The 23,464-nt window shown below is 57.8% G+C and carries 18 protein-coding genes; 10 read left to right on the top strand and 8 right to left on the bottom strand.

The genetic code is table 11. The annotated features are described in order from the left end of the window. The first annotated feature begins 125 nt into the window (after nt 1-125). From ssuE to ssuB, 6 genes are all read left to right on the top strand, one after another. Entirely contained in the window at nt 126-680 is a 555-nt protein-coding gene (ssuE, locus tag AC6I8M_RS09080; RefSeq protein WP_010618032.1) for an NADPH-dependent FMN reductase, read from the top strand. A gap of 10 nt (nt 681-690) precedes the next feature. Next, nucleotides 691-1,650, top strand: a complete 960-nt coding sequence (locus tag AC6I8M_RS09085; protein WP_022547576.1) for a sulfonate ABC transporter substrate-binding protein — start codon at nt 691-693, stop codon at nt 1,648-1,650. A gap of 11 nt (nt 1,651-1,661) precedes the next feature. Beyond that, nucleotides 1,662-2,240 (top strand): LLM class flavin-dependent oxidoreductase, encoded by a 579-nt coding sequence (locus tag AC6I8M_RS09090; RefSeq protein ID WP_010618034.1) that lies wholly within the window; start codon nt 1,662-1,664, stop codon nt 2,238-2,240. A 10-nt stretch (nt 2,241-2,250) separates the two neighbouring features. Continuing rightward, the gene (locus AC6I8M_RS09095) at nt 2,251-2,421 is read left to right on the top strand and encodes a hypothetical protein (RefSeq protein ID WP_010618035.1); all 171 of its coding nucleotides are present in this window, start codon (nt 2,251-2,253) and stop codon (nt 2,419-2,421) included. 183 nt (nt 2,422-2,604) lie between these two features. Next, entirely contained in the window at nt 2,605-3,042 is a 438-nt protein-coding gene (locus AC6I8M_RS09100) for an ABC transporter permease subunit (RefSeq protein WP_318285177.1), read from the top strand. Continuing rightward, entirely contained in the window at nt 3,039-3,830 is a 792-nt protein-coding gene (gene ssuB, locus AC6I8M_RS09105) for an aliphatic sulfonates ABC transporter ATP-binding protein (RefSeq protein ID WP_010618037.1), read from the top strand. Before AC6I8M_RS09100 ends, ssuB begins: the two co-directional genes overlap by 4 nt. Before the next feature lie 133 nt (nt 3,831-3,963). Here ssuB and AC6I8M_RS09110 read toward each other — a convergent pair whose 3' ends face one another. Both AC6I8M_RS09110 and pepN read right to left on the bottom strand, forming a co-directional pair. Further along, entirely contained in the window at nt 3,964-4,848 is an 885-nt protein-coding gene (locus AC6I8M_RS09110) for an IS110 family RNA-guided transposase (protein WP_498013404.1), read from the bottom strand. A gap of 256 nt (nt 4,849-5,104) precedes the next feature. Then, complete coding sequence (pepN, locus tag AC6I8M_RS09115) at nt 5,105-7,720, bottom strand: aminopeptidase N (RefSeq protein ID WP_022547572.1); 2,616 nt, start codon at nt 7,718-7,720, stop codon at nt 5,105-5,107. Between the two features lie 245 nt (nt 7,721-7,965). Between pepN and pncB the strand changes: the two genes are divergently transcribed. The 4 genes from pncB to AC6I8M_RS09135 all read left to right on the top strand — a co-directional run bounded on the left by pncB (nt 7,966) and on the right by AC6I8M_RS09135 (nt 13,532). Then, nucleotides 7,966-9,171 (top strand): nicotinate phosphoribosyltransferase, encoded by a 1,206-nt coding sequence (pncB, locus tag AC6I8M_RS09120; RefSeq protein ID WP_041387460.1) that lies wholly within the window; start codon nt 7,966-7,968, stop codon nt 9,169-9,171. A 155-nt stretch (nt 9,172-9,326) separates the two neighbouring features. Further along, nucleotides 9,327-10,727, top strand: a complete 1,401-nt coding sequence (gene asnS, locus AC6I8M_RS09125) for an asparagine--tRNA ligase (protein ID WP_010618774.1) — start codon at nt 9,327-9,329, stop codon at nt 10,725-10,727. 301 nt (nt 10,728-11,028) lie between these two features. Beyond that, nucleotides 11,029-12,141 carry a porin OmpC gene (gene ompC / locus AC6I8M_RS09130; protein ID WP_010618775.1) on the top strand — a complete coding sequence of 371 codons (1,113 nt, stop codon included), beginning with the start codon at nt 11,029-11,031 and terminating at the stop codon, nt 12,139-12,141. 200 nt (nt 12,142-12,341) lie between these two features. Further along, nucleotides 12,342-13,532 (top strand): amino acid aminotransferase, encoded by a 1,191-nt coding sequence (locus AC6I8M_RS09135; RefSeq protein WP_010618776.1) that lies wholly within the window; start codon nt 12,342-12,344, stop codon nt 13,530-13,532. Between the two features lie 32 nt (nt 13,533-13,564). On the opposite strand, the gene AC6I8M_RS09140 is transcribed toward AC6I8M_RS09135, so the two are convergent. The 6 genes from AC6I8M_RS09140 to mukF form a co-directional block, all read right to left on the bottom strand. Continuing rightward, nucleotides 13,565-14,194 carry an MBL fold metallo-hydrolase gene (locus AC6I8M_RS09140; protein WP_010618777.1) on the bottom strand — a complete coding sequence of 210 codons (630 nt, stop codon included), beginning with the start codon at nt 14,192-14,194 and terminating at the stop codon, nt 13,565-13,567. A gap of 36 nt (nt 14,195-14,230) precedes the next feature. Next, nucleotides 14,231-14,782, bottom strand: a complete 552-nt coding sequence (gene mepK / locus AC6I8M_RS09145) for a peptidoglycan L,D-endopeptidase MepK (protein WP_010618778.1) — start codon at nt 14,780-14,782, stop codon at nt 14,231-14,233. A 189-nt stretch (nt 14,783-14,971) separates the two neighbouring features. Beyond that, nucleotides 14,972-16,804: a L,D-transpeptidase gene (ldtD, locus tag AC6I8M_RS09150; protein ID WP_498013766.1), complete on the bottom strand. Its 1,833-nt coding sequence runs from the start codon at nt 16,802-16,804 to the stop codon at nt 14,972-14,974. 156 nt (nt 16,805-16,960) lie between these two features. Beyond that, nucleotides 16,961-21,427 (bottom strand): chromosome partition protein MukB, encoded by a 4,467-nt coding sequence (mukB, locus tag AC6I8M_RS09155; RefSeq protein WP_058948798.1) that lies wholly within the window; start codon nt 21,425-21,427, stop codon nt 16,961-16,963. Then, nucleotides 21,424-22,152: a chromosome partition protein MukE gene (gene mukE / locus AC6I8M_RS09160; RefSeq protein WP_041387086.1), complete on the bottom strand. Its 729-nt coding sequence runs from the start codon at nt 22,150-22,152 to the stop codon at nt 21,424-21,426. The genes mukB and mukE overlap by 4 nt, the downstream gene beginning before the upstream one ends. Beyond that, complete coding sequence (gene mukF / locus AC6I8M_RS09165) at nt 22,133-23,455, bottom strand: chromosome partition protein MukF (RefSeq protein WP_010618782.1); 1,323 nt, start codon at nt 23,453-23,455, stop codon at nt 22,133-22,135. Before mukF ends, mukE begins: the two co-directional genes overlap by 20 nt. Between the last annotated feature and the right edge of the window lie 9 nt (nt 23,456-23,464).

Here is a 23,464-nt window from a genome sequence, read left to right on the forward strand (position 1 = left end):
ATTGCCGCCTGGCAGCTATGGATTGCCGGATAAATCATTTACGCCTCGCCGCTTGCTCTGTCAGGATTGAACGCATCAGTTCTCAATAATTGCTAACCAATAATTTTCAGTTATAAGGAGTGACCATGCGGGTTATTACGCTGGCGGGGAGTCCGCGTTTTCCTTCACGTTCTACGGCGCTGCTGAGCGTGTGCCAGCGGGCGCTGGAAGCACGTGGCGTTGAGGTGATTCCGTGGAATATTCACAACTTTCAGCCGGAAGATTTGCTGTATGCACGCTTTGACTCACCGGCACTGACCGCGCTGAAAGCGGATTTAGCCCTTGCGGAGGGGCTGATCGTCGCCACACCGATTTATAAAGCCTCTTTCTCAGGCGCGCTGAAAACCCTGCTCGACCTGCTGCCAGAACGCGCGCTGGAACATAAAGTGGTGTTGCCGCTGGCAAGTGGCGGCAGCGTGGCGCACATGCTGGCCGTTGACTACGCGCTGAAACCGGTGCTGAACGCGCTGAAAGCGCAGGAAGTTCTGCACGGCGTGTTCGCCAACGATACGCAAATCACCCATTACGACCGCCAGCCTGAGCTGGATGCGCTGCTGAGCGAGCGCATTATTGATGAGGCGCTGGAAACCTTCTGGCAGGCGCTGCACCTTCGTCATCAACCCTATGCTCAGGCTGTATAAAGGAAACGCGATGAAAAGGATGTTAACCCGCTGGCTGCTGCCGACCGTTACCGCGCTGTTTGCCCTGACCCTCACGGCTCAGGCTGCAGAAGCGCCAGCACAATTCCGTATCGGCTATCAGAAAGGATCGGTCAGCATGGTGCTGGCCAAATCGCATCGGCTGCTGGAGCAGCGCTTCCCGGCAACCAACATTCAGTGGATCGAGTTTCCGGCCGGTCCGCAAATGCTTGAGGCGCTGAACGTGGGCAGCATTGACTTAGGCAGCACCGGCGACATCCCGCCGCTGTTTGCTCAGGCCGCCGGGGCGGATTTGCTGTATGTCGGCTCGGAGCCACCTAAGCCGCAGGCCGAGGTGATTCTGGTGCCGAAGGACAGTCCCATCCACAGCGTGGCGCAACTGAAAGGCCATAAAGTGGCGTACCAGAAAGGCTCCAGTTCGCACAATCTGCTGCTGCGCGCGCTGGAACAGGCCGGACTGAGTTTTAACGATATTCAGCCCACCTATCTGACGCCAGCCGATGCGCGCTCCGCGTTTCAGCAGGGTGATGTTGACGCCTGGGCGATCTGGGATCCCTACTATTCCGCTGCGCTACTGCAGGGCAACGTCCGTGTGCTGGTGGACGGCAGTAAGCTGAACCAGACCGGTTCGTTCTACCTCGCCACGCGCAGCTTTGCTACCGATCACGGTGACTTCGTGCAGCAGGTGCTGCAAACCTTTAGCGAAGCCGATGCGCTGACGCGCAGCCAGCGCCAGCAAAGTATCGATCGGGTGGCACAGACGATGGGCCTGCCGCAGCCGGTGATTGCCAGCTACCTTGACCATCGTCCTCCGACCACCATTACGCCGGTCAGCACACACACGGCGCAGGCCAAACAGCAAACTGCCGATCTGTTTTATGCCAACCATTTAATGCCGGTCAAAGTCACCATTGCCGATCGCATCTGGCAGCCACAGCCGGCCCGGCCATAAGGAAATTTATCATGAGCGTATCCGTATTCTGGTTTCTTCCCACCCACGGCGACGGCCACTATCTCGGTACGGCCGAAGGCGCGCGCCCGGTGGACCACGGTTATCTGCAACAGGTGGCGAAGGCCGCCGATCGCCTCGGTTTTGGTGGCGTGCTGATCCCCACCTGCCGGTCGTGTGAAGATGCGTGGCTGGTGGCCGCATCCCTGATTCCGGTGACGCAGCGCCTGCGTTTTCTGGTGGCGCTGCGCCCGGGGGTGATTTCCCCGACGCAGGCCGCACGGCAGGCCGCCACGCTCGATCGTCTTTCCAACGGACGCGCGCTGTTTAACCTGGTCACCGGCGGCGATCCGGAAGAGCTGGCGGGCGACGGTCCGACAGTAGCGGCGCGTATGCAGGAGTATCAGGATCTCGGCATCGAGACCTTCATTCTGTCTGGCTATCCGCATCTGGAAGAGGCCTATCGCGTGGTCGAGCTGCTGTTCCCGCATCTCGACCTGGCCATTCCGGAAATCCCGCAACCCCGCGTGGTGCAGGCGCACGGTGAAGCGGTCGCCAATGATTTCACCCCGCAAAAAGTCGCGCAGAGTTAAAGAGTCGCATATGGCAAAGGTCAATAAACAGCTGAGCAATGCCCTGCTGCCGTGGGCGCTACCGGTGCTGCTGGTGGTAGTGTGGCAGGTTGCCTCACAGGCCGGCTGGCTGTCGACGCGACATCCTGCTCTCGCCGGAGAATATTGTCATCACCTTTTGGCATCTCGCGGCCAGCGGTGAGTTGTGGCAACACCTCGCCATCAGCGGCTGGCGAGCGGCAATCGGCTTTGCCATTGGCGGTTCGATTGGCCTGATTCTCGGGCTGATTACCGGCACGTCACGCACCGGATAACGGTTGCTGGACACCTCGGTGCAGATGCTGCGTAACGTGCCGCACCTGGCGCTGATCCCGCTGGTGATTCTGTGGTTCGGCATCGACGAGTCAGCCAAATTTTTCTTGTGGCGCTCGGCACGCTGTTCCCTATCTACCTCAATACCTATCACGGCATACGGAATATTGACCGCGGCCTAATGGAGATGGCGCGCAGCTATGGTCTCTCCGGCTGGAGCCTGTTTATACAGGTGATTTTGCCGGGCGCGCTGCCGTCAATCATGGTCGGCGTGCGCTTTGCCCTCGGTCTGATGTGGCTGACGCTGATCGTGGCCGAAACCATCTCGGCCAACTCCGGTATTGGCTATCTGGCAATGAACGCCCGTGAGTTTCTGCAAACCGATGTGGTGGTGGTCGCCATCATTATCTATGCCCTGCTGGGCAAACTGGCCGACGTTACGGCGCAGCTGCTGGAGCGCGTCTGGCTGCGCTGGCATCCGGCTTACCAATTGAAAGAGGAGAACGCATGAGCAACGCAACGCTAAGCCCGGCGCGCCTGAACCGCGGTACCCCGGTGGGCGTCAATCGCGTCACCAAGCAGTACGGCAATCGCACCATCCTGAATCATATTGATTTACACATCCCGGCCGGCCAGTTTGTCGCGGTGGTCGGCCGCAGCGGCTGCGGTAAAAGTACTCTGCTGCGCCTGCTGGCCGGGCTGGAATGCACGACGCACGGTGAATTGCTGGCAGGCAACGCGCCGCTGGCCGAGGCGCGCGAAGATACCCGCCTGATGTTTCAGGATGCGCGTCTGCTGCCGTGGAAGAAAGTGATCGATAACGTTGGCCTCGGTCTGAAAGGCCGCGAGTGGCGCAGCGCCGCGCTTGAGGCGCTGGCGGCGGTCGGTCTGGCCGATCGTGCACATGAGTGGCCGGCAGCGCTTTCCGGCGGACAGAAACAGCGGGTGGCACTGGCGCGGGCGCTGATTCATCGTCCCGGCTTGCTGCTGCTCGATGAACCGCTCGGCGCACTTGATGCGCTGACGCGCATTGAAATGCAGGGCCTGATTGAGTCGCTGTGGCAGCAGCATAATTTTACCGTGTTGCTGGTGACGCACGATGTCAGCGAAGCGGTGGCGATGGCCGATCGCATGCTGCTGATTGAAGAGGGTCAGATCGGACTGGATTTGGCGGTGGATTTACCGCGTCCGCGCCGCAAAGGATCGGCGCGCCTTGCCGAGCTGGAGGCCGAGGTGCTGGATCGGGTGATGAAGCGGGGAACCTCAGAGCAGCCCCTGCAGTTCGCGCAGCAGCGCTGAAGGAACAAGTGTGCATAAATGACAAGGTGCGCATAAATGCGCACCCTACGGTGTTCGCCCCGTCAATTGCCTGATGCGTATTAATGCACACCCTGTAAAAACCGCAGATGCACTGTAGATACCGTCTTGCCGGTTACCTGGCAAGACATATTTCGGCATCGAACGGACGACCCGACTTCAGCACACCATAAGCCAGCTGCAGCAGCTTCTTCAGCAAACTTACCGCCGGATTCCACTTCATCGCCACTATCGCTGGCATGTACAGGGCCTTGCGCATCGCGCTGTTGCCCATCTTCGATATCCTGCTTTTGCCCTTCCACTCACCGGACTCCTGCCGCATCGGATTCAGCCCCACCCACGCCACAAGAGCCTTGCTGCTGCTGAACCTCGACATGTCCCCCATATACGCCAGCATCGTGCTGCCCAGCACGCCCGGGATGGACTCCAGCAGTTCCCTGTTCTTTTTAAGGCCCGGGTCATTGTCAATATGGTCGTTTATTGCCCGCTTCGTTTCGTCTATCTGCGCATCCAGCGCCGCAATGACCACGCGGATTGAGGGCTGCACCACCGCATCCGATACCTCCAGCCGGTTCTCTTCCATCTGCCGCATTTCCTGAAGATTCGTCAGGCGCTTCACCAGCGCTTTCAGCCTGCGTTCATTCAGCGGCGCCGGCTGCCACAGCGATGGGCCGTGCAGTTTACAGTAGCGCGCTATCATGCGCGCATCGTCTTTATCCGTCTTATTCCGGCTCAGCTCGGCCTGCCCGAAGCGCCTGATGCGCGCAGGATTTTCCACGCTGACATCATAGCCTTCGTCGTGCAGGAAGGTGGCCAGCGGCTCACTGTACGCGCCGGTAGCCTCCATGCAGATATGGCAGCAGCCGAACGGCTCCAGCCATTTTTTCAGGGCGATAAAGCCCTTAGGGGTGTTGGGAAAGACTTTGGTTTTGTAAGACGTGTCGCCTTTCCAGACGGCCACATCAAACTTTCCGGAGGCAATATCAATGCCGACAGGCATACGGGTTTGTATAGATTCTCCTTAACAGCACAGGGAAACCGCCATGACCATCCTTATGGATGCGTGCTCGGGGCACAGGATACCGTCCGGTCTTGAAGGCGGGAGTTAAGTTGCCGGGGATGAATCCACAAAGCAGGCTTTATGCCCAGGGGTCGCCCCCATCTCACCAGCAACTTCCCGATGATCAGTCGGGGATCATCATACCCGGAGGAGAATGATCGGGATATAAGGGTCGCCATTTATGGCGACCTGGGGATTACGCGTTCAGCGCTTTGGTGATCTTCTCGTACAGATCGCCGGACAGATTCTCCAGCCCTTTCAGCGTCTCCAGCGCCTTACGCATCAGCGCCTGACGTTCGGCATCATAACGCTTCAAACGAATCAGCGGCTCAATCATGCGCGCTGCCACCTGCGGGTTGCGGCGGTTGAGATCGGTCAGCATCTCCACCAGGAACTGATAGCCGCTGCCATCTTTGGCGTGGAAGGCTGCCGGGTTGGCCGAGGCAAACGCGCCAATCAGTGAACGGATTCGGTTCGGGTTACCCATGGTGAACGAGCGATGCGTCAGCAAGCTACGTACCTTGCTCAGCACGTCAGCCGCCGGGCTGGTGGCCTGCAACATAAACCACTTATCCATCACCAGACCATCCTGATGCCAGCGCTCGTCGTACGCCGCCAGCAGCGCATCACGGCACGGCAACTGCGCCGCCACCGCCGCAGACAGCGCGGCCAGCGCGTCGGTCATGTTGCTGGCTTTGTCGTACTGCGCCTGCACCAGTTTGCTGGCCTGCTCCGCGTCCGCAAATGCCAGATAGCTCAGGCAGACATTCTTCAGCGCGCGCTTGCCAATCTCGGCATGCTCGACTTTGTAGTCGCTGCTTTGGTTGGCGATATACACCGCATAGAATTCATCACTTAGCTCCTTAGCCAGCGTGCGCACCAGCGCCGCACGGACCGCGGCGATCGCCAGCGGGTCGATCACCTCGAACAGCTCGGCGATCTCATTCTCTGACGGCAGCGACAGGATCAGCGCCATCAGCGCCGGATCGCCCTGCTCATCCAGCAGCACCACGCGGAAAGCATCGGCGACGTGCAGCGGCAGCGACAGCGGCTGGCCCTGCTGATGGCGCGCCACGTTGAGGCGAATATAAGTCGCCAGCAGGCTTTGCGCTGCATCCCAGCGCGAGAAGTCGTTGCGCGCGTGACGCATCAGGAAAGTCAGCTGCGCATCGCTCCATTTATAGTCGAGCTTCACCGGTGCGGAGAATTCCCGCAGCAGCGACGGCACCGGCTGGAAATAGACTTTGTCGAAAATGAAGGTCTGGAACTCGTCGGTGACGTTCAGCACGTGATGAACCGGATGACCGTTGTGCTGCAACGGAATGACCTTGCCTTCGCCATCATACAGTTCTATATCCAGCGGAATGTGCAGCGGCAGCTTCTCTTTTTGATCGGCTGTCGGTGGCGTGTGCTGCGTGACGTACAGCGTGTACTGCTCCAGCTCCGGGTTGTAGTCATCACGTACCGTCAGCACCGGCGTGCCCGACTGACTGTACCAGCGGCGGAACTGTGACAAATCGACGTTGGAGGCATCTTCCATCGCCTGCACGAAATCATCACAGGTGGCGGCGCTGCCATCGTGACGCTCGAAATAGAGCTGCATCCCCTGCTGGAATTGCTCGTCACCCAGCAGCGTGTGCAGCATGCGAATCACTTCAGAACCCTTCTCATACACCGTCAGGGTGTAGAAGTTGTTCATTTCTATCACCTGATCCGGACGGATCGGATGGGCCATCGGGCTAGCATCCTCGGCAAACTGCGCGCCGCGCATCACGCGCACATTATCAATGCGGTTGACCGCGCGCGAGCCAAGATCGGAACTGAACTCCTGATCGCGGAAGACCGTCAGCCCCTCTTTCAGGCTGAGCTGGAACCAGTCGCGGCAGGTCACGCGGTTGCCGGTCCAGTTGTGGAAATATTCGTGACCAATCACGGCTTCAATGCCGAGATAGTCTTTGTCCGTGGCGGTTTCCGCTTTGGCCAGCACGTATTTGGAGTTGAAGACGTTGAGGCCTTTATTCTCCATCGCGCCCATGTTGAAGAAATCCACCGCGACGATCATAAAGATATCGAGGTCATATTCGAGACCGAAACGCTCTTCGTCCCACTTCATGCTGGCTTTGAGCGAGGTCATCGCCCAGTCCGCACGGTCCAAGTTGCCGCGATCGACAAAAATTTCCAGCGCCACGTTACGGCCGGAACGGGTGGTAAAGCTGTCGCGCAGCACATCGAAATCGCCGGCTACCAGCGCAAACAGGTAGCAGGTTTTCGGGAACGGATCCTGCCATTTCACCCAGTGACGCCCATCCTCGTGCTGACCGCTCTCCAGCTTGTTACCGTTGGACAGCAGGTACGGATAGGTAGCCGCGTCGGCGATCAGGGTGGTGGTGAAGCGCGCCAGCACGTCCGGACGATCGAGATACCAGGTGATATGCCGGAAGCCTTCAGCTTCACACTGGGTGCAGAGCGCCTCGCCGGATTTATACAGCCCTTCCAGCGCGGTATTTTTATCCGGATGGATTTCATTAATGATGGTCAGGGTAAAGTTGTCCGGCAGCTGGCTGATGATCAGTGCGCCCTGCTCTTCGCGGTAGTGCGGCCACGGATTGCCATCCACCGCCAGCGACAGCAGCGTCAGCGCCTCACCGTCCAGACGCAGTTCAGCCTGCTGCGCGCCAAGGCGTTTTACCTGACTGACGGCGGTGACGCGCGTGGTCGCCGCATCAAGATCAAACGTCAGGTCGATATCGGTGATGGTGTAGTCCGGTGCCCGGTAGTCGTGGCGATATTTAATATGCGGCTGTTGCGTCATAAATCCTTCTCGCATCGTTAATATAGTCAACCCTCAGAGTCTAAGCGGGTTGCGCCTGGGTTGCCACGCACAATGCGTGCCTTGCGCCAAAAGTCTACAATTCATTAACAATGGCACAAATGACCCTCGACCTGTCACCTGCAATTATGGTGTGATCGCGGTGATTACTGTTTTATACTCCTGCGTCTTTATGACTTTGTTGAATACCGGGCTCTGCTCCGCGGAAGAGGATGCTGAAACGCACCATGACTGGACAAGCTTCCCCGATTTTGACCACGCTGCTTGATACCGATGCCTATAAGCTTCACATGCAGCAGGCCGTTTATCATCGTTACTACGATGTCCCGGTAACGGCAGAATTTCGCTGCCGCAGCGATGAGCAGCTCGGCCAGTATGCCGACGCCATCCGCACGCACATTACTGCCATGCAATCCCTGGCGCTGAGCGATGACGAATATCGTTACCTCAGCAGCTTACCGTTTTTCCAGCAGGATTATCTCGACTGGCTGCGCCAGTTCCGCTTCGATGCCTCGCAGGTTGAGGTGCGCGACAATCACGGGCATCTGCGCATTCAGATTCGCGGCCCGTGGCGTGAAGTGATTCTGTGGGAAGTGCCGCTGCTGGCGTTGATCAGCGAAGTGGTGCACCGCCACCGGACGCCGGAAAGCGGCGCGGAACAGGCGGTGGCGCATCTGCAGCAGAAGCTGGTGCACTTCCGTGAGCAGGTGGGCGATCTCGATATGTCGCGCTTCCAGCTGATGGACTTTGGCACGCGGCGTCGTTATTCGCGCGCGGTGCAGGAAGCGATTGTCAGCACGCTGAAAAGCGAATTCCCTTGGCTGCTGGGCACCAGTAACTACGATCTGGCGCGCCGGTTGCAGCTTAACCCGGTCGGAACCCAAGCACACGAATGGTTCCAGACGCATCAACAGATCAGCCCGGTACTGGCCAGCAGCCAGCGCGCAGCGCTGCAGTCGTGGCTGGATGAGTACGACAACCAGCTCGGCATTGCCCTGACCGACTGCATCACGATGGACGCGTTTCTGCGTGATTTCGGCCCCGGTTTTGCCCATCGCTATCAGGGCCTGCGCCATGATTCGGGCGATCCGGTGGAGTGGGGAGAAAAAGCCATTGCGCACTATCAGCGGCTGAATATCGATCCGCTCAGCAAAACGCTGTTGTTCTCCGACAATCTCAACCTCGATAAAGCGCTGGCGCTGTATCGTCATTTCGGTCAGCGCGCGAACGTGGTATTTGGCATCGGCACCCGCCTCACCTGCGATATTCCCGGCGTCACGCCTTTGAATATCGTGATCAAACTGGTGAGCTGCAACGGTAAACCGGTGGCCAAACTCTCCGACAGTCCCGGTAAAACCATCTGCCAGGATAAAGCCTTCGTGCGCGCCCTGCGCAAAGCCTTCGACCTGCCGCTGGTCAAACGCGCCAGCTAATTGGCCTGAGCAGGGTGCCTGCGCCCTGCTCTGCGCCAGAAAATCTCTTTATTCCCCGGCAATTTTGCTTGTTTCCTAGTGGCTCGCAAGTAACATAGCTAAACCCCGGAATGGGGCTTATTTCACTCCATCTTCATTTATATAGAGAGATTTTTATGAGCGTAGTGCCTGTAGCGGATGTACTGCACGGCCGTGTCGCGGTTGACAGTGAAGTCACCGTACGTGGTTGGGTACGTACCCGAAGAGATTCCAAAGCCGGTCTTTCCTTCATCGCCGTTTATGACGGTTCCTGCTTTAATCCCGTTCAGGCCGTCGTCAATAATTCTCTGAATAATTATCAGGATGAAGTGCTGCGTCTGACCACCGGCTGTTCGGTGATCGTCACCGGTAAAGTGGTGGAGTCGCCGGGTGAAGGTCAGGCATTCGAACTGCAGGCGACCCAGGTTGAAGTCACCGGCTGGGTGGACGATCCGGATACTTATCCGATGGCGGCTAAACGTCACAGCATCGAATACCTGCGCGAAGTGGCGCACCTGCGTCCGCGCACCAACATTGTCGGTGCCGTAGCGCGCGTACGTCATACGCTGGCGCAGGCGCTGCATCGCTTCTTCCATGAAAACGGCTATTTCTGGGTCTCCACGCCGCTGATCACCGCCTCTGACACCGAAGGTGCCGGCGAAATGTTCCGCGTCTCAACGCTGGATCTGGAAAACCTGCCGCGCGACCCGCAGGGCAACGTTGATTTCGATAAAGACTTCTTTGGTAAAGAGGCTTTCCTGACCGTTTCCGGCCAGCTGAACGCCGAGACCTACGCCTGTGCGCTGTCCAAAGTATATACCTTTGGCCCAACGTTCCGTGCCGAAAACTCTAATACCAGCCGTCATTTAGCGGAATTCTGGATGCTGGAGCCGGAAGTGGCGTTCGCCACGCTGGACGATGCGGCTGCCCTAGCGGAAGCGATGCTGAATTATGTGTTTAAAGCGGTGCTGGAAGAGCGCGCTGATGATATGGCGTTCTTCGCCGAGCGCGTGGATAAAGAAGCCATCGCCCGTCTGGAGCGCTTCATCACCACTGATTTCGCCCAGGTAGACTATACCGACGCCGTCGACATCCTGCTGAAAAGCGGCCAGAGCTTCGAGAACCCGGTGTCATGGGGCATGGATCTCTCTTCCGAACACGAGCGTTATCTGGCAGAGAAACACTTTAAAGCGCCGGTGGTGGTGAAGAACTACCCGACAGATATCAAAGCGTTCTACATGCGTATGAACGACGACGGCAAAACCGTGGCGGCGATGGACGTGCTGGCGCCAGGCATCGGTGAAATCATCGGCGGCTCGCAGCGTGAAGAGCGTCTTGATGTGCTGAATGCACGCCTCGCAGAAATGGGACTGAATAAAGAAGATTACTGGTGGTATCGTGACCTGCGTCGCTATGGCACCGTGCCGCATGCCGGCTTCGGTTTAGGTTTCGAACGTTTAATCGCTTATGTCACCGGCGTACAAAATGTAAGAGACGTTATCCCGTTCCCACGCACGCCACGTAACGCTAATTTCTAAGATTTAAGATTAAATATAAGAAATTCATATATATATTGAGGTCGGCCCTGCCGGCCTTTTTTTATTTTTGTAAATTTTGAGTTCTCTCACAAAGTTCCCGATATTTTGCAAATTGCAATATAATTTTGCTTTTCGATACGTAATTACGAGAATTGAATCATTTTCGGGCTAGAATTAGCAACCCAGTGATGGAAAGATGCGTGCAGACACAGGAGACATCAAACCTTCTTTCAAGGTTCCCGTAAAGGTTTCTTGACGGCAGTGGCAGATGTCCAAATAACTCCAATGAGGGTAATAAATAATGATGAAGCGCAACATTCTTGCAGTGGTTATCCCTGCTCTGTTAGCTGCCGGTGCAGCAAACGCAGCAGAAATCTATAACAAAGATGGCAACAAACTGGACCTCTACGGTAAAGTTGATGCACGTCACACTTTCTCTGATAACGCCGGTGATGATGGCGATCAGTCTTACGTTCATTTCGGCTTCAAGGGTGAAACTCAGATTACCGACCAGCTGACCGGTTACGGCCAGTGGGAATACAACGTGCAGGCTAACGTTGCTGAATCTCAGGGCACCAAAGGCTCTAAAACTCGTCTGGGCTTTGCCGGTCTGAAATTTGGTGATGCAGGCTCCTTCGACTACGGTCGTAACTACGGCGTACTGTACGACGCAATGTCTTACACTGACCAGCTGCCAGTATTCGGTGACGATACCCTGAATCAGGACAGCGACAACTTCATGGTTGGTCGTTCTAACGGTCTGGCGACTTACCGTAACAGCAACTTCTTCGGTCTGGTTGACGGTCTGGGCTTAGCTGTTCAGTATCAGGGCAAAAACGAAGGCCGCGGTCCACGTTACGACAACGGTGACGGCTGGGGTACCTCTGTATCTTACGACACTGGCATGGGCATCAGCGCAGTGGGTGCATACTTCTCTTCAGATCGTACCAATCAGCAGCAGCTGGATGGCAACGGTGAGAAAGCAGATGCATACGGTTTCGGTCTGAAATACGACGCCAACAATGTATACCTGGCTGCCTTCTACGGCGAATCACGTAACACCACTAAATATGGCAACACCAGCGCCACTCCAGATGGTGTAGCAATCAACTACGCTGCTAACAAAGCTCAGGCTTTCGAAGTGGTTGCTCAGTACCAGTTCGACTTCGGTCTGCGCCCATCCATCGCTTACCTGCAGTCTAAAGGCAAGGACCTGAACTCTGTAGGTACCTTCGGCGGCGGTGATGCTGACCTGGTTAAATACATCGAAGTGGGTACCTACTACTACTTCAACAAAAACATGTCCACCTATGTTGACTACAAAATCAACCTGCTGGACGACAACGACTTCACCCGTTCTACCGGTACTTCTACCGACAACGTGGTTGGCGTTGGCATGGTTTACCAGTTCTAATCTGCCGATTCGAACTGTGTAACACCGCAGAAACGGAGCCTTCGGGCTCCGTTTTGCATTTCAGTGATCGGGCTCCCGATTAGCGCCATTACTTTATACGCCACAGTTATTTCTTTTTTATGTCAGCGGTTGGCAAGCGTTGCGTCTGACGTTAACCTGATAGCTCATTTTGCTAAAGTTCACCCAAACGGAACTGACTCATGTTTGAATCAATCTCTGCCGCACCAGCCGATCCTATTCTGGGACTGGCTGACCTGTTTCGCGCCGACGACCGCCCGAATAAAATCAATCTTGGCATTGGTGTTTATAAAGATGAAACCGGCAAAACTCCGGTGCTGACCAGTGTGAAAAAAGCTGAGCAGTATCTGCTGGAGAACGAGACCACCAAAAACTACCTCAGCATTGATGGTCTGGCTGATTTCGCGCTCTGCACGCAGGAACTGCTGTTTGGCAAAGAGAACGCGCTAATTAGCGCTGGTCGCGCCTGCACCGCGCAGACGCCGGGCGGTACCGGAGCGCTGCGCGTCGCCGCGGATTTCCTCGCTACGCAAACCAACGTCAAACGCATCTGGGTGAGCAATCCCAGCTGGCCGAACCACAAAAACGTGTTCAACGCCGCCGGTCTGGAAATGTGTGATTACCAGTATTACGATGCGACGACCCACAGCCTCGACTTTGATGGCATGCTGGCCTCGCTGCAGGAAGCGCAGGCGGGCGACGTGGTGCTGTTCCACGGCTGCTGCCATAACCCGACCGGTATCGATCCTACCGCTGACCAGTGGCAACAGCTGGCGCAGCTGTCGCAGGAGAAAGGCTGGCTGCCGCTGTTCGATTTCGCCTATCAGGGCTTCGCACGCGGTCTGGATGAAGATGCTGAAGGCCTGCGCATTTTCGCTGCATCCCATCAGGAATTGATCGTCGCCAGCTCCTACTCGAAGAACTTTGGTCTGTACAACGAGCGTGTCGGTGCGCTGACGCTGGTGGCGGCAACAGCCGACGTGGCGAAGACGGCATTCAGCCAGGTGAAATACAGCATCCGCGCCAACTACTCTAACCCGCCGTCGCACGGTGCTGCCGTAGTCGCCACCATTCTCGGCAACGACGCACTGCGTACTATCTGGGTGCAGGAGCTGACCGACATGCGTCAGCGCATTCAGCGCATGCGTCAGCTGTTTGTGAATACCCTAGCGGAGAAAGGTGCACAGCGCGATTTCAGCTTCATAATCAAACAGAACGGCATGTTCTCGTTCAGCGGTCTGACCAAAGATCAGGTGGTGCGTCTGCGTGAAGAGTTCGGCGTGTATGCGGTGAATTCCGGTCGCGTTAACGTGGCAGGCATGACGCCGGATAATATGTCGGCACTGTGTGAAGCCATGGTCGCGGTGCTGTAACGAACCAAAGAATGGGCCTGCTGGCCCATTTTTTATTGCAGGAAAGGATTACTGACGCGTTCATGGCCGAGGGTGGAAATCGGGCCATGGCCGGGGACAAACGTCACATCATCACCCAGCGGCAGAAGTTTATCCCGAATGGCAGCAATCAGATCGCTGTGGCTGCCCTGCGGAAAATCGGTGCGGCCTACGCCACCGTTAAAAATCACATCACCTGAGATCAACAGACGGCCAGCACGGTCAAAGAACACGATATGGCCAAGCGTATGACCTGGACAGTGCAACACCTCCAGCGTCACGTTGCCCAGCTGTACCGTTTCGCCCTCTTCCAGCCAGCGATCTGGCGTCAGCGGCGCGCACTCCGGCAAACCAAACATCCGGCTCTGAGTGGGCAGGTTGTCCAGCCAGAAGGCATCTGCTGGCTGCGGCCCGACGATCGGCACCTGATAGTGCTGCGCCAGTTCCGCAGCAGCACCGACGTGATCGAGATGGCCGTGAGTCAGCAGGATTTGCGACGGCGTTAAGCCTCGCTCCGCCAGCTCGGCAATAATGGTTTCGGCATCGCCGCCGGGATCAACCAGCGCAGCCTGTTGCGTCTCGTCATCCCAGATAACGGAACAGTTCTGTGAAAAGGCGGTGACCGGAATAATCAGGTAATTCATAGCGCTCCATGACCGACACACGCAGCGCTGCCAGTATCAGGACCAGTGCCTTGCAGGCCCGGTATCAATGTGTACGAAGTTGCTGCGCGGGTAATATCCTATACCACCGGCGCGCATAGATAACGCCGCTTTGCGAACATTGCTCAGAGAAATGCCCTCAATGTGGAAATCCATCGCCTGCCCTTTGATGTGATAGCTGTGTTTAGCCACGCCAGGGCCCGATTCACGCAGCATATTATTGGTCGCCAGCGTACGGTAGCCGGAGATCAGCTGCACCGGTTTGCGCGTGTTGAGCAGCGTCTGCAAACGATACAGCTGGTCAAACAGATGCGGATCGATGTGTTTAACCTGATTGGCGCGGTAATCACGGAAGAAGTGGTTTAAGCGAGCTAACTCATCCTTGTCATAACTCTTACCGTTAAAAAACTCAGTTTTGAGGGTTTCACCGGTATGCATGTTACTGAGCGTTAATACCCGGGGGCGGGAGGTGGAAACTGACGCCAGCGCTGCACCCGGCAGCAGTGACAATCCAGCCGCTGCGCCACCCAGCAGCAATAAACGACGACGTTGAGAATCAAAATTAGCCATGAAACGGGGTTACCTAATCTAAAACGATAAAAAGTATGTGCAAAAAGTACACAAGGCCGAACAGTAACCGCAGCTTGGAGAGCAGTCAACCCGCAATCTGTCACAGAATTCGCAAAACCGGTCTGAAATCAATTTTCCATACCGGTCTTGCCATTTTCTTCGAAGGAAGGATAACAGGGAAATAAACGCTTAGAGCAGCAGCTGCCCCGCTTTGGTCAGCACCTGGCTGCCGGAACGCGCCGGGTTATCATAATTGTAAATATCTGTACGATACTGCGGCTGGCCATCGTCCGCCACCCAGGCCGTAAGGTAGTAGAGATTGACCGGAATGCGATGGCGAATCGGCACGTAGCGCGTATCGCCCTGCTTCAGCGTGTCAGAGATACGGCTGTCGTTCCAGCCCGCGTCCTGCAACAGCAGATCGGCCAGCTCAGAAGCTTTGTTAACACGCACGCAGCCGGAGCTGAGCGCGCGGATATCACGCTGGAACAGGCCATGATTCGGCGTATCGTGCAGATAAATCGCGTCTGAACTCGGCATGTTGAATTTATAGCGGCCCAGCGAGTTGCTGGCACCCGGCGCCTGACGAATGCGATACGGGAAACTGGCGGCGGACACCATGTGCCAGTCAATCACCGACGGGTCGATCACTTCCGCATCGGCGCTCCAGCCCGACAGCAGCGTGTAGCCGTGCTTATACAGATAGCTCGGATCCTGCTTCACCTTCGGCACGATATCCTGACGCACCAGCGTGGTGGGCACGTTCCACGGTGGATTGAGCACCACATTATTGAGCGCGCTGCGCATCAGCGGCGTTTTGCGGTCCGGACGACCAACAATCACCCGCGATGACAGAATGGTATTGCCGTTGTTGTAGTAGGTCAGGGAATAGTTAGGAATATTCACCATGATGCCGTTGTGCATGTCATCCGGCAGCAGACGCAGACGCTGGATATTCAGCGCCAGCAGCGCCGCACGCATCTGCGGGGAAACATTCAGCCACTCGCGGGTGCGCGGACCGATGGCTCCGTCGTCTGCGAGTTCCTGCCAGTGCTGGAAGCGTTTTACCCCCTCCACCAGCGTGCTGTCGTAGACGTTGTTGCTGGCAGACGGGGTCACCGTGCTGATGTTGCCGCTGGCCTGCGGAACCTGCGCCGGCAGATCGCTGACGCTGGTGGCCGACGGGCTGACGGCCACTGGCTCATCGCTCTGGCTCACCGGCTGCGGGGCCGTCGAGACGGCATCGTCGGCTGGCGTGGGCGTCGAGACGGCATCGTCGGCTGGCGTGGGCGTCGCGCTGTGCGTGCCGGTCAGCATACCGGTGCGCTGCAGAATCTCACGCAGCGCCGGCACATCATCGCTGATCTGCCCCGGGCGCAGCGTGCCCTTATCGCGCAGCTGCGGCCACGGCCGGTTATCGGTCAGCAACGCTTTTAACGCGCTGTGCATCGGTGCGTACTGCGGATGCTGCGGCTGCAGCGACACCACAAAGGCGCGGCTGCCTCCGCCGTTCACCGCGTTCTGCCATTGATTAATGGCGGAGAGTGACGGCATGGTCAGCTTGTACGGCACATTGCTGTACAGCCAGGTTTCGCCCTGGGTCGGTACGTTAGCAACAAACTGCAGATAGCCAAGCATGGCCTCGCTCAGCACCACGTCCCGCGCGAAGCCTTTAATATCAGGATTGATGAGCAACTCTACCCAGCGGGTAAACTGCGGCTGTACGCCGGAGAGCGCCACTTCTGCCAGCTGCTGCTGGAAAGCCTGCACGGCGTCGCGATCCTGCCACAGCGGCGCCATGTTGCGTGCCGCATAGATGCCGGCGAGGCCGGGCAGATAAAAGGGTCGTTCGCTGGGGCTAAATGCCTGCTGAATTTGCTGCTGGCTGGCAGCCACTGACAGCGTGCTGTGCCGCAGCGCACCGACGTCTGCCGCCTGGCTAATAGCCAGCGGTGCCGCCATCAGTGACAAACTGAGTGCTATTGCAGCACGATTAACTCTGCTCTTCTTGTTCAGCAACATCCCTGCCCCCTTCTTACCAAAGGCACAGCATCCTGAAAACGCCGTGTACCGCCTGTACTCTTATGGTTGAGTATAAAATAAAAAACGGCATCCGCCTCGCAGGGCCGATGCCGTTTACAGATTAACCGCAGCCTGAATTTTTAACCAGATTTGCTGCTAGCTATTTTCAGTGGCCACGCCTGCGCCGGGATTTTCCTGTTTCACCGGCGTCGGATCGGCGGAGAAACCGCGCAGTCCGACCACGTGCACATGCTCCGTATTGTTAAAGACTTTACGTACCAGCTTATAAGTGGTGCCTTTTTCCGGGCTGATATTCTCCGGCGCGGCGATCACCAGCTGCATTTCCAGACGCTCGCACAGTTCGAACAGCGTGGCAATGGAGCGCGCATCAAGACGCGCGGCTTCATCCAGGAACAGCAGGCGACAAGGTGAAATATCTTTACCGCGCAGACGCCGTGACTCCTCTTCCCAGCTCTGCACCACCATCACCAGAATCGACATGCCGGTACCGATCGCTTCACCGGTCGACAGCGCCCCACTTTCGGCACGCAGCCAGCCGTCGGAGCCGCGGTTCACTTCCACTTCCATCTCAAGGTAGTTGCGGTAGTCGAGCAGCTCTTCACCGATGGTCTGCGCCGTACGCTGGCCCATATCAATATGCGGATTGAGACGCTGATACAGCTTCGCCAGCGCTTCCGAGAACGTGAGGCGATTGCTGGTAAGCAGATCCTGATGCTGCTCATGCTCTTCCGACAGTGTATCCAGCAGCATGGCGTGCGTTTCGCGCACATTGACGTTCAGCCGCACGCTGCGCACCTGGCCAAAGCTCACCGCCTGCAAGCCCTGGTTCAGCTGACGGATGCGGTTCTGCTCGCGCTGAATGGTTTTGCGGATAATATTGGCCGCACTGCGCGAGCTGATCGCCAGCGTCTGCTCACGCGCCGTCAGCTCTTCGGTCAGACGGTTCAGCTCAATCTCCATCTGCTCGATGGCTTCAACCGGATCGTCGGTACGAATAATGTCCTGACGGATACGTTCACGCAGATGCTGATAGACGGCGATAAAGAACTGAATCTTGCGCTCCGGCCGTTTTGGATCTTCCGACATGCGCAGCACATCGCGCAGATGTTCATTATCCGCGACCGCCAGGCGCAGCGCACCGAGGGCTTTATCCGACATCGAGCGCAGCTCGTCGCCGCTCAGGTAAGCCAGTTCGCGGCGATGCAGACGGCGCTCGACGCCGTTCTCTTTCACCAGGCGCAGCACGGTGCACCAGCCCGCTTTGGCGCTGACGACCTGCTCACGCATCAGGTGATAATCGCGCTCCAGCTTGCGCAGTTTCTTCTGCAGGCTATCCATCTCTGCTTCGCAGAAGGTGAGCTGTTTCTCCAGCTGATTGCGACGCGCACGGTTGTGGCTGAGCGCCGTGTAGAGTTCGTCACGCCGGCTGCGCGCGCGCTCCTCGGCGCTGGCATCGGCGTGCACGCCAATATCCTGCATCTCCTGCTGCAACTCTTTCAGCATGTCGCGCTTAGCGTCGTACGAACTCTTCAGTGACGCCAGCACTTGGGAATACTGCGTCAGCTGTGCCTGATGTTCGCGCAGGCGTTCGCGCGCGCGGCTGCGTTCGCCTTCCGCCTGCTCCAGACGCTGGCGCAGTTTTTCGTTGAGATCGCTGTTACCGATCAGCATGCCGGCCGAATCTTCATAGCTGAAGTGCGCGCGGCGCTGCACCACTTCGGTCAGGGCAAATGCCTGCTGACGCGCTTCGCGCTGCTGCTGCTGCGCCTGCTGATATTCACGCGTCAGCTGTTCGTGCTGCTGCGGATCACTCTGCAGCACCGCCACCAGCGGCTCCAGCTTGCTGAGTTTCGCGCCGTGCTGATGCAGGAAGCGCGCGGCTTCCTGGGCTTCTTCCACCCGCTCACGAATCTCTTCGCAGCGGTCGGCCAGCGAGTCGTCAAACAACAGGTTAACGCGCGGCAGCAGGCGGTTGAGCTGCGCCACGCCCTCTTTTGCCTGCTCAAACTGGGCACGCTGCTGCTGGTTGTCATTCTCGTGCTGCGCCAGCGCACGCTCCAGCTCGCCACGACGGCTATTGAGCTGGCGCATCTGCGCTTCCGGATTTTCGTCAAAGGCCACCGCCAGATGGCTGCCGATAAAGCGGCTAAACGACTGATGCAGTCGCTGGGTTTTCTGCACGTCAAACGACAGCGTGGCAAAACGTTTGGCCAGCTGGTCGCGCTCATTGTTCAACAGCTCCAGCTGATTTTCCCGCGCCGCGCGACCAAACAGCGGCACTTTCGGGAAGCGCGAATAACGCCACTGGCGCTCCGCCACTTTGACGACGACCGCATTTTCCAGTTCGTCGACGCTGAAGACGCTGTCATCAAACGACTGCGGATCGCCTTCGATCAGATAGAGATCTTCCGGACACTCTTCAAGGCCGTCGAGCATCCCGCGCACCAGCGACAGGTCCGGTACCACAATGGCGTGACGTGATGGGCCATACAGCGCGGAGAAGTACGGCGCATCATCCAGCGTGACGTCATCGTAAATTTCTGACAGCAGCACGCCGCCAAACCGCTCCGCCAGCTGGGTCAGGCGCGCATCTTCCGCGCCGCCCGGCTGGCTGAGTCGCGCAATCTGCTGCTCAACTTCACGCTTGCGCGCCGCCACTTCATCACGCTCGACGGTGGTTTCACGCTCGCGCTCCAGCAGCTGCTGCATATATTCGGTGATCTGCTGGCTGCTGCTCAGCGTCTGGCCGGTCTGCTCGCTCAGCTGGGTGAGAATCTCCTGTGCCGCCAGCCAGTGCGGTGCCCACGCGCTCAGCGCAGTGATGCGCTCGCGCAGCTGCTCCAGCTCCTGGCGCATCAGCATGCGGCGTTCACCGGCGTCGGCCACGCTTTCTTTCAGCTGCTCTATCTGCGCTTCCAGTTCACGCTGCAGGCCTTCCAGCGCGTCAGCGTCATACTGCTGGCCCTGACGTTTACAGAAGTCAGCCAGCAGACGCTCGGCGTCATGCTGCTCGCGCAGGCGGGTTTCCAGTTCGTTGAGACGCAGACGCAGCGAAGAGAGCTGCTCGGCATGATGGCGCTGGTTGGCGGCATCACGCAGCAATTCACGCCCGACCTGCCACGCATCCTGACGGCTTACCTCACCGGCAATGCTGGTGACCAGCGCCAGCGCCTGTTCAAACTGGCTGTGCGCCGCTTCCGCCACGCTCAGCTTCTGCTCCAAGCGCAGCAGCCGTTCGATGGCCTCTTCTTCGCGCGCCTGGAAGGTTTCCTGCCACTCTGCGGCGTTGTCGATGGTGAGGTCCGGTAGCTGGCACTGCGCCCGCGCTTTTTCCAGCGCCTGCAGCGCCTGCTGATACTGAATGGCGCGGGTTTGCTGCACATCAAGCGCCTGCTGAAAATCGGCCAGCTGGCTTTTCAGCTCGTCGACTTCAATTTCCGCCGCTTCTGCGCGCGCTTCGTTCTCTTCCTGCATCTTACGCGCTTCGGCCACCACTTCATTCTGCTCTTCGAGGCGATAGTTCAGCTCTTCCAGATCGGCGTCGTAACGCGCGATCTTCTCCTGCTGACGCATCGCAGTCTGGACCAGATTAAGGTGATCGCTCGCCGCCTGATAATCGGTTTCCAGATCGCTCTCTGCGCCGTTGTGCTCAGAGAGTTCGTGCGCCATTTCGATGTGACGATACTGTTCCAATGCCAGCTGATTGCGACTGGTGAACAGCTCGTTACGCAGCTGCAGCGCACCGTCGAGATGGATGCGACGCTCGTTGGCGTGGCGCATATAGTCGGCAGAAACGTAGCTGGTGGCTTCAGAGATCAGATGCTTAAACAGATCGCGGTCCGACTGCGTGACGCAAATCGCTTCCAGCGTCATGCGGTTTTCGCGCAGCGCCGCTTCCATATCCTGGAACGCTTTACGCACGCCGCCGTTTTCCGGCAACAGGTAATCGCGCAGAGACCGGGTAATGGCGCTGGAGATACCTCCATACAGCGAGGCTTCGATCAGACGGTAGAATTTGCTGCGATCGCCGGCGGTGCGCAGGCGACGCGGTACCACGCCGAGCTCAAACATCATGGCGTGGTAGTCCGTGACCGAGTTGAACTGGCGGAACTGCACGCCCTCCTGCGCTTCCACCCGCTCCTTCACTTCTGCCAGCGGCAGCACGCGCGCCTGACGGCTGCCGAGAATTTCGGTCAGCATATCGGTTGGCAGCGTATCGGTCGGCAGCCCGTGAATACTGAACGGCTTGATGTCGACTTTCTTATCGCGTCCGGCCACCTGCTGCAGGCGCACGCCAGCCACCACGCGCTGATGGCGCGAGTTGACCACGTCCAGCACCGCATAGCAGACGCCCGCGCGCAGTTTGCCGTGCAGGCCCTTGTCGCGCGAGCCGGACGTGGCACCGGCTTCGGTGGTATTACGGAAATGCAGCAGGGTTAAGTCCGGAATCAGTGCCGTAACAAACGCCGCCATGGTGGTCGATTTACCGGCACCGTTACCGCCGGACAGCGTGGTGACCAGCTCATCTAGATCAAAGGTGCGGGCAAAGAAACCGTTCCAGTTGATCAGCGTGAGCGATCGAAATTTACCGCGTTCAATCATGCCTGTTCATCCTCCGCGCGCTCGCTCGCGTCGTTTTCGCTGTCATTTTCTGCCTCGTCGCTCTCACTGGCGACCGGTGCGTTCTCCAGCGTCATCGCTTCACCGTCACGAATCAGGCGCAGCTGCGCTTCACGTGCGTCGTCACCGCTGCGCACATCCGCACCAAAGCGGAAAACGGACTCCATAATGCGGAACTTGCTGCTGTCGTTGCCCATAAACCACACCATGCCGAGACGGCGCAGACGGCTGAGCGAAGCACGCATCTTCTCCTCCAGTTTGGCGCGATCCAGATCCGACCCGGTGGAGCGCTGGTTAACCAGCTTCAGCAACCTGCTTTCATCCGCCAGCGACAGCAGCTCGTCGTACAGCTCCTGCTGGGTGAAAATGCCCTCGTTGGCCAGCCGCTCCGGGCTCAGGTAGAGATAACAGAGAATTTTACCCACCATCATGTCGAGCTCGGACAGCACCGAGCGCGGGATCAGCGTGGTTGAGCGCGGACGCAGATAGAAAAAACCTTCCGGTGCGCGGATCAACTCAACGTTGTAGCGCGCATAAAACTCTTCTAAAAACGGCTGGTAATCCATCAGAAAAGCGTGATTATCCAGCTCTTCAATACCAATGTGGCGGCCGGCGCGTAACTGGCTATCAAGCGCGGAAAAAATCGGGTTTGCCAGTGCCAGCACCAGTTTGACCGGCATCACTTGTTCAATATTTGTCGATGACATGTGCCTGCACCTTGGCTCCGTAATCATTGATGGTCTGCCATTCCGCAGGCAGACCGGCTAAATCGGCTTCGGCCACGCCGAGTCGCACCGCCTGATCGATGACGATACGTGCGAGGTCGAAGTGGCGCGCGCGGGGATACTGCGCCAGATAGTCACGCATCACCGTGGCGAGATGCAGCGGCTTCTGCTGCTGCTTATAAATCTGCAGCGCTTCTTCAATCATCGCTGCTAGCTGCTCGCGGATTTCGTTAAACTCTTCGTACTCCATCTCCGGCGGCAGCTCGCCCATCACCTCGTCGTTACACAGCGTCATCTCTTCATCGCGCATGTCATACAGACGGTCGGCATTGGCGTAGGTCAGCGCCCACGGCTGATCGAAATAGTTCTGCACCGACTGGCGTAAACGCTGCGCGAACACGCGGTTTTTATCCATGTCGATGGCGGTACGAATAAATTTATGCACGTGGCGGTCGTAACCGATCCACAGATCGATGGCCTGCTGGCCCCAGCTGATAATGCGATCGAGCTTGTTTTGCAGGTCAAACACCAGCTTGTCGACGAAGCCCAGATCCGGGCTGCTCAGCGTGGCGTCCTGAATCCGTAGCAGGTTAGCCTGCAGCTTGTCGCCTGCTGCTTCCAGCGTATCCTGCAGTTCGCGCAGCGTGCCGGAGGTCTCCGACAGCAGCAGCTCGCAGCTGGAGATGGCCGCGCGCCAGTCTTTGTTCAGCAGATCGGCGATGTCGCTTTTTACCGCCTGTTGCTGTTCGTCCATCAGGCGCTGCGTCATGTCGACGCTGTCGAAGATTTCCGCGACCGAATATTTCAGCGGCGCAAAGACGTTGCGGTGCCAGTGAAATTCGTCGCCATCTTCCTCGGCGGCGTCGGCGGCGCGCTTCAGCTCCTGCGCGACAATCGACAGCTGCATCGACAGGCGCAGCGTGGAAAATTCGCGCTGGCGGATGTAATAGTCGGTGATGCCGATCGCCAGTGGCGTCAGACGATAGATGGCGTGACCTTCGGTCAGCTCGCTGGTAAAACGGTTAAGCAGGCGCTGACGCACCATGTCGTTGATGGCGTTATTGGCACGGACCTGAACGGTTTCGTGGGTTTGTTCAAACGCTTTGCTGACGTGACGAAAGGCGTCAATCAGCTCACCTTCACTCATCTCGCCGTCCATGCGCTCCCCGTTGAGGGTGGCGATGGCCAGCAAAAACGCCAGACGTTCTACCGGCAGCGCAAGGGAAAAGTCATTCTTGCGCGCCCATGCCACCAGTTCGGGGACCGTCTGGGAAAATTCGCTCATAGTTGATCC

It is taken from the genome of Type-A symbiont of Plautia stali (assembly GCF_059731155.1).

Coding starts and splice junctions, on each gene's coding strand:
- asnS (WP_010618774.1), top strand. CDS start 9,327: ATGAGCGTAGTGCCTGTAGCGGATGTACTGCACGGCCGTGTCGCGGTT.
- AC6I8M_RS09140 (WP_010618777.1), bottom strand. CDS start 14,194: ATGAATTACCTGATTATTCCGGTCACCGCCTTTTCACAGAACTGTTCC.
- mukF (WP_010618782.1), bottom strand. CDS start 23,455: ATGAGCGAATTTTCCCAGACGGTCCCCGAACTGGTGGCATGGGCGCGC.
- mepK (WP_010618778.1), bottom strand. CDS start 14,782: ATGGCTAATTTTGATTCTCAACGTCGTCGTTTATTGCTGCTGGGTGGC.
- AC6I8M_RS09110 (WP_498013404.1), bottom strand. CDS start 4,848: ATGCCTGTCGGCATTGATATTGCCTCCGGAAAGTTTGATGTGGCCGTC.
- pepN (WP_022547572.1), bottom strand. CDS start 7,720: ATGACGCAACAGCCGCATATTAAATATCGCCACGACTACCGGGCACCG.
- ompC (WP_010618775.1), top strand. CDS start 11,029: ATGATGAAGCGCAACATTCTTGCAGTGGTTATCCCTGCTCTGTTAGCT.
- ldtD (WP_498013766.1), bottom strand. CDS start 16,804: ATGTTGCTGAACAAGAAGAGCAGAGTTAATCGTGCTGCAATAGCACTC.
- AC6I8M_RS09095 (WP_010618035.1), top strand. CDS start 2,251: ATGGCAAAGGTCAATAAACAGCTGAGCAATGCCCTGCTGCCGTGGGCG.
- pncB (WP_041387460.1), top strand. CDS start 7,966: ATGACTGGACAAGCTTCCCCGATTTTGACCACGCTGCTTGATACCGAT.
- mukE (WP_041387086.1), bottom strand. CDS start 22,152: ATGTCATCGACAAATATTGAACAAGTGATGCCGGTCAAACTGGTGCTG.
- AC6I8M_RS09135 (WP_010618776.1), top strand. CDS start 12,342: ATGTTTGAATCAATCTCTGCCGCACCAGCCGATCCTATTCTGGGACTG.
- AC6I8M_RS09085 (WP_022547576.1), top strand. CDS start 691: ATGAAAAGGATGTTAACCCGCTGGCTGCTGCCGACCGTTACCGCGCTG.
- mukB (WP_058948798.1), bottom strand. CDS start 21,427: ATGATTGAACGCGGTAAATTTCGATCGCTCACGCTGATCAACTGGAAC.
- ssuE (WP_010618032.1), top strand. CDS start 126: ATGCGGGTTATTACGCTGGCGGGGAGTCCGCGTTTTCCTTCACGTTCT.
- ssuB (WP_010618037.1), top strand. CDS start 3,039: ATGAGCAACGCAACGCTAAGCCCGGCGCGCCTGAACCGCGGTACCCCG.
- AC6I8M_RS09090 (WP_010618034.1), top strand. CDS start 1,662: ATGAGCGTATCCGTATTCTGGTTTCTTCCCACCCACGGCGACGGCCAC.